The following is a 13,547-nucleotide window of genomic DNA, read 5'->3' as shown; positions in this document are numbered from 1 at the left end:
GGCGGGCAAGCTCGATCTCCACCGCGCGCGCCCGACGACCATCGTGGCCCGCCGAGCGCCGGAACGTCCGCCGCCCAGCGCAAGCCGGAACGAACGGGAAGCCGAAGCGGCCATCACCGGTATTCCCGCAGGCGTTCGCGGACGCCGATGGTCGCGCCGCCCGCAGCGAGCAGGGCCAGGACGCCCACGCCGGGCGCCAGGGCGGTCAGGGCGTTGTTGCCGGCCTGGGTGTCGTCGAGGAACTCCTGGCGGCAGAACTCGATGGCGTCCTGCAGGTTCGCGTCGAGCCGGGCGAAGGCGGCGGCCGCGGAGCCCTGGCTCACGCTCGTGGCGAAGTCGACGGCCTGCTGGTACTGCCCGCTGTCATCGAGCTTGCGCACCTCCAGGTGAGCCAGCGACCACTCGCGCGCGGCCTGTTCGGCGGCCTCGATCTTCTGCTGGCCGGGCGTGCCGGCGGCGAGGTCGCGCGCCTGGCCCAGCAGGCCGCCCTGGCCATCGGCGCCGACGAGGGTCTCGGCGAGCTTGATGAACTGCTGCTCGTAGGTGGCGCCGTCGCCGCGGGCGACCAGGGTCAGCGTCTCGTCGGCGCGGGCCTGCAGGGCGGCGATGCGCGCGCGGGCGAGCACGTCGACCTGCGAGCTGCCGTCGGTCTTGCCGCTGCCGACCAGGCTGCCCTGCACGACGAGCGCCACCGCGCCCCACAGCATCGACAGGATGATGCACGCCGTGGCCACCAGCAGGCCGATGTTCACCACGCGGTTGGTCTTGCGGCTCAGGTACACCTGCGTGACGACCAGCGCCGCCACCAGCACCACCAACAGCGCGACGGCCGCCCACGGGAACCCGGTGCTGTCGTCCTGCTCGTCGGACAGCTTCTGGGTGTCCGCTTTGTACAGCGCCTCCGCGGCGGGCAGGATCGTGCTCCGCATCAGCTGCGAGGCCTCGCGCAGGTACGAAGCCCCCGAAGGGAACCCCTGACGGTTGTTCGCCCGCGCCGTCTCGACGATCCCCGTGTACACCGGGATCTTCTGGTTCAGGATGTCCACCTGGTGAGCGGCGTCACCCACATCGGCGGTGTCCGACGCCGCCTTCGCCAGCGCCGAACCCGCCTCCGCGATGTCCTGCTCGTACCTCTTGCGCAACTCCGGCGGCTCGGTGCCCACCGACAGGAACGTGGTCGCCGCCGTCGCGTCCGCGTCGGACAGCGAACGGAACACCTGCTGCGCCGCGGACGCCAACGGCTCGCGGTAGCTGATCAGGCCGGAGATGGTGTCGTCCTTGTCCTGCACCGACAGCGTGCCGACGAGTCCCGCCACCAGCGACAGCAACACCAGTCCCACCGCGATCACCGAAAGCCGGCCCGGCGTGGTCGCCGCCGATCTCACGACCGCGCGCACCGCCTGGGCCGGCAGCTCCAGCAGGCCCGCGATGCCGCTGCGGCCCCCCGGTTCCTCAGGCGGGGGCGCGGAAGCACCCGTGCCGCCAGTGCCCGCAGACGTTTCCGGCCGCGTCACCGTGCTGGTCATCCCCGTTCCTCCCCGTACGCCACCCGCAGAAGGTAGCCGGTCGCGGAGAGCCGGGCGAACCTCACCCGGAAGGTGTCACCAGCACGTGATCTCGTTCAGCCTGCGGCACGGGCGAGAAACGCGGTCCACGCTTCAGCCGAAACGGTGAGGTGACCCGCGCCACGATCCTTCGTGTCCCGCACGCCGATCTCGATCGACGGGGTGGCGGTGACCTCAACGCAGTTCGCCTCGGTAGTGCTGTAGGAACTCTTGTTCCACGCCCCCACCTCGACACAGTTGGCCTCAGAGGTGCTGTGGGAGCTCTTGTCCCACGCGCCAACCTCGACACAGTTGGACTGAGTTGTGCTGTGGGAGCTCTTGTTCCAGGCACCGACCTCGACACAGTTGGCTTGTGAGGTGCTGTAGGAGCTCTTGCGCCAAGTTGCCTGGATCGGGTTCGGGGCGATCATCGTGCCTGCTCCTAGGATGAAGTCATCTCGCCAATCACCGTGGAAATCAGCCGCGCGGAGTCTTCGATTGACAATGCCACGGCAAGAATCCCACGCCAGGCAACCTTAACATGCTTGATCGGCGCCTCATCCTCGACAAAACTCCCGGCAGTGCGGTTCTCGGCGTAGACGAGCGGGGGCTCGGTCAGGAACTCCAGCAGCACCAACGGTCCCTCTAGACCCGGATGGCCACCGGCAGAGAACGGCACCACTTGAATGGTCACGTTGCTGCGGTTACCAACCGTGAGCAGATTCTCCAGTTGGCCACGCATAATCGCAATGTCGCCGATCGTTCGGCGGATAGCTGTTTCCTCGATCAGGATGTGCACAGTCGGCGCCTCCCTCCTGCTGAGCACCACCTGGCGCCCGAGGCGAGCCGCAACCAATCCCTCGACCTCATCGTCGGAGAGAGTCGGGTTCGTAGCGTGGATCACCGCCCTTGCGTAGTCCGGAGTCTGCGCAAGTCCTGGAAGGACCATCGGCTCGTAGCTCCTGATCGCGGATGCGTCGTCTTCGAAGCGGATCAGCTGTTTCCAGTCCGCTGGCAACTTGCCGTGGATCTCGTGCCAGTTGCGCTCCTCGCCATCCCGCAGCAGCTTCAACAGCTCCTGGCGTTTGTCCGATGGCGCATGCAAGAAGCCGAGGATCGCGGACACGTCGTCGACGTAGAGGCCACGGTCGCCGGTCTCCATGCGGCTGAGCTTGCTCTCCGAGAAGCCGAGGCCGTCGGAGACCTCTTTGCACGTCATGCCCGCGGCCACCCGCAGGGCCCGCAGCTCGGCGGAGACCCGGCGCTGGCGCACCGACGTTCGCTTGGTCATGGTGCACACCATTGCCGCTTGCCACGCGGGCAAGAAAGATCTCTCACACCAATGGTGGTTGCGCGTACGCGGGGCAACCCGCGCGTGCCAACGCTTCGCGCACCAAAACCTAACCGGCGATGGCCGATCCGTGCACGATGACTTCGAGGTTGTCGGCGAAGCGATACGGCCGTCCGACGACGATCCCCCCGACGATCCGCCGCAGCCGCGAAACCTCGGCTCGGACGGTGACCGTGCGCGTCGCGTCGCCGAACAACACCGCCGCCAACTGTGAGGCGCTGCAGCCGTTTCGGTGGGCGGCGAGGGCATACAGCAGCTGTGCGTGACGGGGAGAGACGCGGTGGGTCCATTCGCTCGTAGCGCCGTAGACCGTGAGCACGGGCTCGCCGGGGAGCCGCAAGTCGAGGGAAACGCGGGTAGGCGGGGCGGCTTCGCGGTCGTCCAGACGAATCAGCCAGCCGCCAGGCAGTGGTTCGACCACGCTGTGGCCGTGGGCGGGCAGCCACAAAGGCCCGGGGGTCACGGAGGTCGGCAGCGGAAAGCGTCCGGTGGACGCGAGGCCGGTGGCGGCGGCGATCCACCCGTGGGCGTCAACCACCAAAGCCCGGCCGGAAACCTTGGCCAGCAAGGGAAGTGCGTGGCCACGAAGGCGTTCGAGATCGGTGAGGTGCGTGGTGCGCAGGTGGGATTCGGCGAGGCGGCCGACTGCGTCGACCAGGGCCAGGGTGGTGGCGTGGACCGTCGAGGCGGGACCGGAGAGGTCGACGACGCCGAGCAGTCGCCCGTCGCGGGGGTCGTGCAGCGGGGCGGCGGCGCAGGTCCAGTCGTGCTGGGCGCGCACGTAGTGCTCGGCCGAATAAACCTGCACCGGGCGGCGGGCCACCAACGCCGTGCCGATGGCGTTGGTGCCGACGGACTCCTCCTGCCAGTCGACGCCCTCGACGAACCCGAGCCGGTCGGCGCGGCGGCGGACAGCACTGCTGCCGTCGCGCCAGAGGACGTGGCCGGCGGCGTCGACGACCACCATGATGTGCGCGGCCTGCTCCGCCAGGCTGAGCAAACCGCCGCGCAGCACGGGCAGCAGCGGGTCCAGCCCGCTGCAGCGGCGGCGTTCTTCGAGCTGGGCGTCGTCGAGGATCGGCGACGACGGGCCGCGGTCCGGGTCGATGCCGAGGCGCCGCACCCGTGACCACGATTCACCGATCACCGAGCGCGGCGCGCTGGGCAAAGCTTCACCGGCGATGGCGGCTTCGTGCACCCGGGCGAGTGCGCGCGCGTGCTGCCGAGGGTCGACCCCGGCCGGCAACGCTGCCTCGAGGTGCTGCTGCCCCACCCACCGCTCCTAGTCCACCACTCACCGGCTGCCGTGCGCCAGTGTGCCGGTGGACGGGCCGTGATCGGAAGAGTCGGTGACTTCGCCGACAGAGTCGATCAACGCGGTAACGACCTCGACGACCGCCGCCGGGCGTTCCAGGTGCACGAGGTGACCGGCCCCCTCGACGAAGTGCGTGTCCGGCAGCTGAGCTGCGTTTTCAGGCGGCAACACCGCGTCCTCGCTGCCCCAGACCACGGCGACCGGGCCGGGGTACTGGGCCAGGAGCGGGGTGACGTCGAGGGCCGGGCGGTCGTTGTCGTCGAGGAGGGTGCCGAGGAGTTTGGCCAGCACGCGGTCGACGCCGTCGAGGCGTTTGTACTTGAGGAGGTCGTCGGCGAATCGGCGGGTGACCAGCGCGGGGTCGGCGAAGAGGGCACCGAGGTGGGGTTTGAGCTCCCTTCGTGAACCGGCTGCCGCGAAGCCCTGCAGGTAGGCGGCGTTGATGCGGTCGCCGAAGCCGGCCGGGGCCACCAGCGTGAGCGACGCGACCTTCGCGGGCTGCGCGGCGGCGGCCGCGACGACCACCGCGCCGCCGAGTGAGTGGCCGACGAGGTGCGCCTTCGTGACGTTGAGTGTTTCGAGGAAGCTGAGGACGGCGTTGGCGAGGGTGGTGAGGGAACCGTCGCCGACGTCCTTGGTCGACTCGCCGTGACCGGGCAGGTCGAGGGCGTAAACGGTCCTTCCGTCGGCCAGTGGTTCCTGCACGAAGAGCCAGGAGTTCTTGTCGCCGCCGTAGCCGTGGACGAGGACCACGACTTCGGGACCCTCACCGAGGCCGGCGTAGCTGAGGGTGCGGCCGTCGACCTCGGCGGTGCCCGTGACCGGACCCGCCACCTCGGCGACGATGCCCTCGGCCAGCTCGCGGCGGGCGGTTTCGGCGGCCTCGTCGAGGTCGGCGTCGCCCACGGAGGCGGGCGCGACCAGGGCGATCGTGGCGCCGACGGGCACGTCCTCCCCCTCCGCCGCGATCACCCGGCGCAGCACGCCCGAGCCCGGGGACTCGAGCGTGCCGGTGATCTTGTCGGTGTCGATGTCGGCGAGGTCGTCGCCGGCTGTGACCTCGTCGCCTTCGGTTGCGAGCCAGTCGGTGATGCGGCCGGACTTCATCGACAAGCCCCACTTGGGCATGGTCACCCGGTGGATGTCGGCGTGCGTCTCGGTCATCAGCGCGTCCAGCCGACCACGGCTTTCGCCGCGTTGACCACCTGCTGGGGGCCCGGGATGTAGAGGTCTTCGAGGGCGTCGGAGAAGGGCACGGGGGTGTGCGGCGGTGTGACCATCTCGATGGGCGCACGCAGGGCACCGAACGCTTCTTTCGCCACGAGCGCGGAGACGTCCGTGGCGAGGTTGCAGCGCGGGGAAGCCTCGTCGACGATCACGAGCCGGCCGGTGTTCTCCACGCTTTCGATGATCGTCTCGGTGTCGAGCGGGCTGGTCGTGCGCGGGTCGAGCACCTCGGCCTCGATGCCGCTCGCGGCCAGCTCACGCGCGGCTTCCTCGGCGACGCCGACCATGCGGCCGAAGGCGACGATGGTGAGGTCTTCACCATCGCGTACGACATTGGCTTCACCGAAGGGAATCGTGTAGCTGTCTTCGGGGACATCGCCGGACATGTCGTAAAGAGCCTTGTGCTCGCAGAAGATCACGGGATCGTCGTCGCGAATGGACTGGATGAGCAGGCCCTTGGCCTCGTACGGGCTGGCGGGCACCACGACCTTCAAACCCGGGATGTGCGTGAAAATCGGGTACAGGCACTGGGAATGCTGGGCGGCGGCGCGCAGGCCGGCGCCGTACATCGTGCGGATGACCACGGGCGTGCGGGCGTTGCCGCCGAACATGTACCTGAACTTGGCTGCCTGGTTGAAGATCTGGTCGAAGCAGACGCCCATGAAGTCGATGAACATCAGCTCGGCCACGGGCCGCTGTCCCGCCGTCGCGGCACCGATGGCGGCCCCGATGAAAGCCGACTCCGAGATCGGCGTGTCGAGGACCCGGCCGGGGAAACGGCCGTAAAGGCCTTTGGTGACACCGAGAACGCCGCCCCATGCGTCGTCCTCGCCGGGGCTGCCCGCGCCGCCGGCGTTGTCCTCGCCCATCACGATCACGGACTCGTCGCGCTGCATCTCTTGCGCGAGGGCCTCGTTGATCGCTTCGCGGTAGCTGATCGTGCGTGCCATGACTCGCGCTCCCTTCAGTACGAGACGTAGACGTCGGTCTCCAAGTCGGCTCGGGCGGGTTTGGGTGCGGCCTGCGCTTCGGTGACGGCTTCGTCGACGAGTTTCGCGACTTCGGCGTCGATCCGGTCGAGGCTTTCCGGTGTCAGCTCACCGCTTTCGACCACACGCGTGCGGAAGCGCTTGAGGCAGTCGAGGTTTTCGCGGGCGTGGGCGACCTCGTCGGCGCGGTAGCTCTGCTGGTCGCCTTCGAAGTGGCCGAAGTAGCGCGTGAACTTCACTTCCAGGAGGGTGGGGCCGCCACCGGCGCGGGCGCGTTCGATGGCCTCGCCGGCGGCTTCGGTCACGGCGAAGAAGTCGTAGCCGTCGACGATCACGCCCGGCATGCCGAACCCGGCGGCGCGGTCGGCGATGTTGTCCGAGGCCACGGACCAGGTGCTGGAGGTGGCTTCGGCGTACCCGTTGTTCTCGGCAACGAACAGCGCGGGCAGGTTCCACACCGAGGCGAGGTTGAGGGCTTCGAGCGTGGTGCCCTGGTTGCTGGCGCCGTCGCCGAAGAACGCGACGCCGACTCCGCCGGTGCCCTGCTGCTTCGCGGCCAACGCGGTGCCGCAGATCAGGGGTGGCCCGCCGCCGACGATGCCGTTGGCGCCGAGCATGCCCTTCGACAGGTCGGCGATGTGCATCGAGCCGCCCTTGCCGTGGCACGAACCCGTGGTGCGGCCGTAGATCTCGGCCATCATCGCCTTGACGTCGACGCCTTTGGCGATGCAGTGACCGTGGCCGCGGTGGGTGCTGGCGATGGTGTCACGGTTGTCGAGGTGGCGGCAGACGCCGGTGGCCGAGGCCTCCTCACCGGCGTAGAGGTGGACGAAGCCGGGGATGTCGCCGGTGGCGAACTCCTCGTGCACGCGCTCTTCGAACGCGCGGATCGTGCGCATGGTGCGATAGGCCTCCAGCAGGGTTTCCGTCATCGTCGACGCTCCTCTCCCTTGGTGGGCGCATTCTTCTTGCCGGCACTGTTCTTGCCGCCGCTGTTTTTCGCGGTGCTGTTCCTCCCGGCGCTGTTATTGCTGCTGCGCAGCAACCCCCGCCTGGCCGCTTCGGCCATCACCGCGCGGACGTCGATGCACCACGGCCCGTCGGACCGGAGCTCGACATACGCGCTCTCCCCCTGCTTCAGTTCCAGCTCGCGTTCACCGTCGACGGCGATCACGCCCCCACCCGCGGCGAGGTCCACGCGCATGCCCTGCTGCAGCACGCCCCAGCCGCGCACGCCGACGGCCTTGACCAGGCCGGGGGCGATCGGCGCGTGGACCACGTGCGCGGTCGCGCCGACGGGCCCGAGCTTGAGGGCGACGCCGTCGGCGCTGGAGCGCGGGCTCGGGCAGACCTGGCCCGCGATGCTGGAGAGGCCGATGCCGTCGGGCTCGGCGAAGGTGCAGTACAGCTCGGTCAGCGCCGCAGGATCCCACAATGCCTTCGCGCCGACGTGCTTGCTCAGCGTCACGGCGACGTCCACCAGGGCGATCTCGCGCCGCGCCTTGGTGACGACTTCGAGCTTGCTCACGCGATGCGTGACCAGGTCGGCGTCGACCTGCCCGCTCGCGACGAGGCCCGCGGCGAGACCCGCGACGGTGGCTTCGCGCATCTGCGGGAAGGCGTTATTGGTGCCGGTGGACAGCGCGAGCACCGGCACCTCGCCGCACGCCGTCGCGGCGACCCGGGCCGTGCCGTCGCCGCCGAGGCAGACGATCACGCCGGCGCCGGCGTCGACCATGCGGCGCACGGCGTTCACGGTGTCCTGCGCGGTGCCTGTGAGCGGGTCCTTGTCGCAGAACTCGACGCCCGGCAGCGGATCCCGCCCGAGCTGACGGTGCACGGCCGCGGAGATGCCACCGAGATCGGTGGAAACGAGCGTTCTCTCGACGCCCGTGGCAGCGAACGCGGCCAGCACCCGCTGGACCATGTTGGCCTTCTCGGCCGTCGGGAACACGGACGCCTGCGCCACCAGCCGCCGGATGTCCCGACCCGACGCCGGGTTGGCGACGATGCCCGCCACACCTGGGCCCACCACAGTTCTCCCCTTGTCCTGCTTTGTGCCGGTTCAGCAGATCGTGTAAGGGCGAAGAGGGGAAGAGTTGCGGAGGGTTGCAGATCGATTGCTCACCCGGACGGCGCAATGCTTAGAAGGGCGAAGTTTGCCGGGTGCCACCACGTCAGGCCAGGGTGTCACCGCAGTGGTTACCCACAGTCGACCCGCGATTACTTCGAGCGGCTCGCGGAGGTGATCCGTCAGACGAGGGCAGCGGTGCTTTCGTAGGTGTAGCCCGCCTCTTCGACGGCGGCGCGGACGGCGTCCTCCGCGAGCTCCTGCTCACTGCGCACGACAACGCGGCCGGTTTCGACGTCGACCTCGACGCCGGTGACGCCGGGCAGTTCGGTGAGCTCCTCGGTGACCGATTGGGCACAGTGGCCGCAGGACATTCCGGTGACGGTGTAGGCGTTTTCGATCATGGCCGGGAGCCTACGAGGTCCGAGGTGGACACGATCGGGTGATAGCCGAGTGATGACGCGGCACGGAAGCTGTTGTCCGGCAAGGGAAACCAGGTGGTGGGACGGCAGTCCACCCGCACCCACGACAGCGCCCACACGAAAAGAGCCGCCACCCGTAGCGCGGGTGGCGGCCCCTTCTCGAAGTTCTAGGTCAGATCACGGTGACCGACGTGGCCTGCGGGCCCTTCTGGCCCTGGCCGATCTCGAACTCCACGCGAGCGTTCTCTTCGAGGCTCTTGAAGCCGCTACCCTGGATCTCGCTGTAGTGAACGAAGACGTCGCCGCCGCCGTTGTCGGGGGTGATGAAGCCGAACCCCTTCTCGGAGTTGAACCACTTCACAGTGCCCTGAGTCATTAAAAATCTCCATACATAACACCAAAACAGGAAGCCACATCAGCATCCCGGGTCGAAAACCGGGCGGTTTGCTTCCTCGGCGAGGAGACACTACGCCCGCTGATATCTGCGAGCGTGACTCACAAAAATCGAGACCAGCGAAAGTAAAGCACAGGCAGTGGCGAGCGGACAACCCGACTCACCCGGCGTCACCCGGACCGGCGGTGTGATCCGGACCGGAGTGAGCTATTCGCCACTCGCCGCGCGCAGGCCGCCCCCGAACGGCGAGCGCCAGCCGGCCGCGTCCTGGTCGCCGACCACAACGGCCACGTCGTGGGCCTCCGCGCCGGCGCTGAACAGCACCGGCACGACGCCCGAGGTCTCGCGGACCTGCTCCGTGGCCGTGCGCGCGCCGGCGGCACGCGCCGCAGCGGTGCGCGCAGAAGCAGCACGGGCCGAACCACGCGAAACCGTGTTCTTTTCGTCGGCCATGTCGAAACTCCCCTCGTTCCCACCCGCCTCGGGCGGGCGATGCCGTGATGATGTCATCCGGCACCGACAGAAAACGGCCGTTCCCGTCCGGACCAGACCAGATTCGTAAACGTCGCCAGGACCGTGTCGGTTCACCGAGCCGGTCAGGACCCCCGACGGATCCCCCGTGTTCGACGCAACCCTGTGTTCGAGGCAACTTCCGTGACTGCCGGATCCCGGTTCTCCCGCGAACCCCCGGGAACAACGCCAGGCTACCGGAGCCACCCCCGTGCGGCCACTGAACTTTCCCGGCGTTTCCTGTTATCTCCCTGAGAAAGTCACTGCCCGGGCGATTGCGGGCGCACGGCACTCAGCAAGGTGCTCAGGCGGACGTCCGGCGTTACGACATCCGGGTCCGTCCTCACATCGATCACACATGGACGCTGGCGCACCAGCGCACTCGCGACGATCGCCTCCAGTTCCTCCCGATCGTCCACCGTGTACCCCGCGGCGCCGAGCCCCCGCGCCCACGAAGCGAAGTCCGTGAGCGGGATCGTGACACCGGAAAGGCGCCCGTGGGTACGGGCCTGGTGCATCGCCAATGCCCCGTGCACGCCGTTCTGAAACACGACGACCATCACAGGCGCGCGGTACCGCACCGCCGTCTCGATCTCCTGGCCCGTCATGAGGGTGCCGGCGTCGCCGACCATCGCGACGACGGCGCGGCGCGGTTCGGCGAGCTTGGCCGCGATGGCGGCGGGCACGGCGTAACCCATCGCCGCGTTGCTCGGGCCGAGCTGGCTGCGCGGCGCGGTGAAGCACCAGTACCGGTGCATGAACTGCGCAAAATTACCCGCGTCACTGGTCACGATCGTGTCCTCGGGCGCGAGCTTGCGCAGGGCGCGGATCACGTCGACGGGGTGCACCCGCGTGTTGCCGCTCGTATCGGGCGGGGTCATGAAGGTGTGCACGGCGGCGTTGGCGGCTGAAGCGCGGCGCGTGCGCGGGTTGGCGATCGAGCGCAGCTCCACCAGGAACGGCTCGACCTCGGAGTCGACGCGGAAGGTGAGGCCGCGGCGGCGCTGCTCGTCGATGCCGGTGCCGACGAGCACGAGCGTCTGCTGCGCCGTCGGGTAGCGGCCGCCCTGGGTGGTCACCTCGTCGAGCTGGGTGCCGAGGGCGAGCACGAGGTCGGCGCGTTCGAGGGCGTCGAGCTGGCGCGCGGGGATGCCGAGGCCGAGGTGGCCGGCGTAGCGCGCGTGCGTCTCGGGGAAGGCGTCCTGGCGGCGGAAGGCGTTGTAGACGGGCAGGGCGAGCTCGTCGGCCACGGCGATCAGCTCGTCGCGCGCCGACCGCGCCCGGCCGCCGACGATGACCACCGGGTAGCGAGCCTCGTCGACGAGCGCGGCGACGGCCTCGGCCGAACGGCCCAGCGTGCCCATGATCGGCTGGCGCACCTTGGTCACGGGTTTGGCCGAGTCGTAGGGCACTCCCCACGCGTCGCTGGGCACGCCGAGCACGACCGGTCCCGGGCGTCCTTCGCGACAGCGTGTGAGCGCTTCGGCGAGCAGGCCCGGCACGGCGTCGGGGTCCTCGGCGCGGACGCACCACTTCGCGATGGACTCGAACATCGCCGTGAGGTCCGACGTCGGCAGCTCACCGGTGATGGTGCGGTCGAGCGCCGGTGTCTCGAGCAGGACGACCATCGGTGTCTCGTCCTGGTACGCCGTCTGCACGCCGATGGCCAGGTTGGCCGCACCCGGGCCGCGGCTCGCGAGCAGCACGGCGGGACGCTCGGTGAGCTTGCCCTCGGCCTCGGCCATGAACGCGGCGCCCGAATCGTGGCGCGCGGAGACGAGTGTCACTTCGCGCTCGCGCTGCAACGCGTCGAGCAGTTCGAGGAATGCTTCGCCGACGACCGCGTACACCCGGCGGACCTGGGCCTCGGTCAGGATGCGCACGGCCGTCTGGGCGACGGTCGCTCCTACTTGGTATCTAATGAGGAGAGCTTAGGGCGGCACGGTTCACCGCAGTCAAGTGATCTTCAGGGAATGACTGCGAAAATGGAACGAATGTCCGCTTTGTCCGCCCGCTGGCAGGAAGCGAGGACCACGGCCTTGACGTCCACCGAGCATGAAACCGTTTTCACCTACGGCGCCCCCGCCTTGAAGTACGGCACGGGTGCCAGTGACGAGATCGGTTACGACCTGACGCAGTACGGCGCCCGCCGGGTACTCGTGGTCACCGACCCGACCGTTGCGGAGACGGGTTGGCCGGCGCGGATCGCTGCCGGGATCGAGTCCTACGGGATCGCGACCGAGGTGTTCGACGGCGTGCACGTGGAGCCGACGGACGTGAGCCTGCAGAAGGCGGTGGACTTCGCCCGCGGCTCGGGTCCGTACGACGCGTTCGTGGCCGTGGGCGGCGGGTCGAGCATCGACACGGCCAAGGCGGCGAACCTGCTGACCTCCAACGAGGGGTCGCTGATGGACTACGTCAACGCGCCGGTGGGCGGCGGGCGCGCGCCGGCCAACCCGCTCAAGCCGCTGGTGGCCGTGCCGACGACAACCGGGACCGGGTCGGAGAGCACCACGGTGTGCGTGCTCGACGTGCTGTCACTGCGGGTGAAGAGCGGGATCAGCCACCTGCGGCTGCGGCCCACCCTCGCCGTGGTGGACCCGCGGCTCACGGTGACGCAGCCGGCGGGCGTGACGGCCGCGAGCGGGATGGACATCCTGTGCCACGCGGCGGAGAGCTACACCGCGAAGCCCTACACGGAGTTCGACCGGAAGAAGCCCGAGCAACGGGTGCCCTACTGCGGGGCGAACCCGCTGGCGGACATGTTCGCGGAGAAATCGCTGTCGCTGCTGTCGTGGGCGCTGCCGGCGGCCGTGCGCGACGGCTCGGACCTGGCGGCGCGCGAGGCGATGGCCCTGGCGGCGACTTTCGCGGGGCTCGGGTTCGGCAACGCCGGCGTGCACATCCCGCACGCGAACGCGTATCCGATCGCGGGCCAGGTGCGCGGCTTCCACCCCGACGGCTACCCCGGCGACGAGGCGATGGTGCCGCACGGGATGGCTGTTTCGCTGACGGCACCGGAGGCGTTCCGCTTCACCTTCTCGGCGGCGCCGGAGCGGCACCTGCGCGTGGCGCGGTTGCTGGCGCCGGACTTCGAGTGGGCGGGGGACTTCGCGGATCACCTGCCGGCGGTGCTGGTGAACCTGATGCGGGAGATCGGGATTCCGGCGGGGATCGGCGCCGTCGGCTACGACGAGTCCGATGTGGACTCGCTGGTCGAGGGCACGCTGAAGCAGCAGCGACTGCTGGCGACGGCGCCGCGTGCTTCGTCCACAGAGGACCTTGCCGGGATCCTGCGGTCTTCGGTGCAGCTGTGGTGAGCTACCCGTTCTGGCAGACAGTTCCCTTGCGGTGGAAGGACAACGACGTCTACGGCCACGTGAACAACGTGGTGCACTACTCGGTGATGGACACGGTGATCAACACCTACCTCATCGACGCGGGCGGGCTGGACATCGAAGCGGGCGCGGTGATCGGGCTGTGCGTGGAGTCGCGCTGCCAGTACCACGCTTCGGTGTCGTTCCCGGATTCGCTGCGGGCGGGGCTGCGGGTGGCGCACCTCGGGCGCTCCAGCGTGCGGTACGAGGTGGGGATGTTCGCGGTTTCGTCGGACGTGCACGTGGCGGAGGGGACGTTCACGCACGTGTTCGTGGACCGCGGGTCGCGGCGGCCCGTCGAGGTGACGGGGAAGCTGCGGGAGGCGTTGGCCGCGCTGGCCTGAGCC

At 69.2% G+C, this 13,547-nt stretch carries 14 protein-coding genes; 2 read left to right on the top strand and 12 right to left on the bottom strand.

The genetic code is table 11. From position 1 onward, the window contains the following. Window positions 1–113: 113 nt before the first annotated feature. From ACWEOE_RS08905 to ACWEOE_RS08850, 12 genes are all read right to left on the bottom strand, one after another. A complete protein-coding gene (locus ACWEOE_RS08905) occupies window positions 114–1,526 on the bottom strand; it encodes a hypothetical protein (protein ID WP_452006028.1) in 1,413 nt (470 codons plus the stop codon). Window positions 1,527–1,621: 95 nt separating this feature from the next. Then, complete coding sequence (locus ACWEOE_RS08900) at window positions 1,622–1,975, bottom strand: DUF397 domain-containing protein (RefSeq protein ID WP_452006025.1); 354 nt, start codon at window positions 1,973–1,975, stop codon at window positions 1,622–1,624. 11 nt (window positions 1,976–1,986) lie between these two features. Further along, window positions 1,987–2,835, bottom strand: a complete 849-nt coding sequence (locus ACWEOE_RS08895) for a helix-turn-helix domain-containing protein (protein WP_452006023.1) — start codon at window positions 2,833–2,835, stop codon at window positions 1,987–1,989. 109 nt (window positions 2,836–2,944) lie between these two features. Next, window positions 2,945–4,168, bottom strand: a complete 1,224-nt coding sequence (locus ACWEOE_RS08890; protein WP_452006020.1) for a GAF domain-containing protein — start codon at window positions 4,166–4,168, stop codon at window positions 2,945–2,947. Window positions 4,169–4,189: 21 nt separating this feature from the next. Continuing rightward, window positions 4,190–5,374 carry an acetoin dehydrogenase dihydrolipoyllysine-residue acetyltransferase subunit gene (locus tag ACWEOE_RS08885; RefSeq protein WP_452006018.1) on the bottom strand — a complete coding sequence of 395 codons (1,185 nt, stop codon included), beginning with the start codon at window positions 5,372–5,374 and terminating at the stop codon, window positions 4,190–4,192. Then, complete coding sequence (locus ACWEOE_RS08880) at window positions 5,374–6,387, bottom strand: alpha-ketoacid dehydrogenase subunit beta (protein ID WP_452006015.1); 1,014 nt, start codon at window positions 6,385–6,387, stop codon at window positions 5,374–5,376. Before ACWEOE_RS08880 ends, ACWEOE_RS08885 begins: the two co-directional genes overlap by 1 nt. A gap of 14 nt (window positions 6,388–6,401) precedes the next feature. Further along, window positions 6,402–7,358: a thiamine pyrophosphate-dependent dehydrogenase E1 component subunit alpha gene (locus tag ACWEOE_RS08875; RefSeq protein ID WP_452006012.1), complete on the bottom strand. Its 957-nt coding sequence runs from the start codon at window positions 7,356–7,358 to the stop codon at window positions 6,402–6,404. Next, a complete protein-coding gene (locus ACWEOE_RS08870) occupies window positions 7,355–8,458 on the bottom strand; it encodes an ATP-NAD kinase family protein (RefSeq protein ID WP_452006010.1) in 1,104 nt (367 codons plus the stop codon). The genes ACWEOE_RS08875 and ACWEOE_RS08870 overlap by 4 nt, the downstream gene beginning before the upstream one ends. Window positions 8,459–8,679: 221 nt before the next feature. Beyond that, window positions 8,680–8,901, bottom strand: a complete 222-nt coding sequence (locus ACWEOE_RS08865; RefSeq protein ID WP_452006007.1) for a heavy-metal-associated domain-containing protein — start codon at window positions 8,899–8,901, stop codon at window positions 8,680–8,682. A 190-nt stretch (window positions 8,902–9,091) separates the two neighbouring features. Beyond that, window positions 9,092–9,295, bottom strand: a complete 204-nt coding sequence (locus ACWEOE_RS08860; RefSeq protein WP_086855961.1) for a cold-shock protein — start codon at window positions 9,293–9,295, stop codon at window positions 9,092–9,094. Between the two features lie 225 nt (window positions 9,296–9,520). Continuing rightward, window positions 9,521–9,766, bottom strand: coding sequence for a hypothetical protein (locus tag ACWEOE_RS08855; RefSeq protein WP_452006004.1), 246 nt, complete (start codon window positions 9,764–9,766; stop codon window positions 9,521–9,523). Between the two features lie 317 nt (window positions 9,767–10,083). Next, entirely contained in the window at window positions 10,084–11,745 is a 1,662-nt protein-coding gene (locus ACWEOE_RS08850) for a thiamine pyrophosphate-binding protein (protein ID WP_452006484.1), read from the bottom strand. 117 nt (window positions 11,746–11,862) lie between these two features. Between ACWEOE_RS08850 and ACWEOE_RS08845 the strand changes: the two genes are divergently transcribed. Next, the gene (locus ACWEOE_RS08845) at window positions 11,863–13,143 is read left to right on the top strand and encodes a hydroxyacid-oxoacid transhydrogenase (RefSeq protein ID WP_452006481.1); all 1,281 of its coding nucleotides are present in this window, start codon (window positions 11,863–11,865) and stop codon (window positions 13,141–13,143) included. Continuing rightward, complete coding sequence (locus ACWEOE_RS08840) at window positions 13,137–13,544, top strand: acyl-CoA thioesterase (RefSeq protein WP_452006001.1); 408 nt, start codon at window positions 13,137–13,139, stop codon at window positions 13,542–13,544. Before ACWEOE_RS08845 ends, ACWEOE_RS08840 begins: the two co-directional genes overlap by 7 nt. The last annotated feature ends 3 nt before the right edge of the window (window positions 13,545–13,547 follow it).

The organism is Amycolatopsis sp. NPDC004368, from assembly GCF_053602515.1.
Note: the sequence above shows the minus strand (reverse complement) of the source record. Positions and strands in the feature narration are given on the sequence as shown.

Bases quoted from the DNA above. Each gene is read 5' to 3' on its own strand.
- ACWEOE_RS08880 (WP_452006015.1), bottom strand. From the start codon at position 6,387: ATGGCACGCACGATCAGCTACCGCGAAGCGATCAACGAGGCCCTCGCG.
- ACWEOE_RS08865 (WP_452006007.1), bottom strand. From the start codon at position 8,901: ATGATCGAAAACGCCTACACCGTCACCGGAATGTCCTGCGGCCACTGT.
- ACWEOE_RS08905 (WP_452006028.1), bottom strand. From the start codon at position 1,526: ATGACCAGCACGGTGACGCGGCCGGAAACGTCTGCGGGCACTGGCGGC.
- ACWEOE_RS08860 (WP_086855961.1), bottom strand. From the start codon at position 9,295: ATGACTCAGGGCACTGTGAAGTGGTTCAACTCCGAGAAGGGGTTCGGC.
- ACWEOE_RS08900 (WP_452006025.1), bottom strand. From the start codon at position 1,975: ATGATCGCCCCGAACCCGATCCAGGCAACTTGGCGCAAGAGCTCCTAC.
- ACWEOE_RS08875 (WP_452006012.1), bottom strand. From the start codon at position 7,358: ATGACGGAAACCCTGCTGGAGGCCTATCGCACCATGCGCACGATCCGC.
- ACWEOE_RS08885 (WP_452006018.1), bottom strand. From the start codon at position 5,374: ATGACCGAGACGCACGCCGACATCCACCGGGTGACCATGCCCAAGTGG.
- ACWEOE_RS08895 (WP_452006023.1), bottom strand. From the start codon at position 2,835: ATGACCAAGCGAACGTCGGTGCGCCAGCGCCGGGTCTCCGCCGAGCTG.
- ACWEOE_RS08855 (WP_452006004.1), bottom strand. From the start codon at position 9,766: ATGGCCGACGAAAAGAACACGGTTTCGCGTGGTTCGGCCCGTGCTGCT.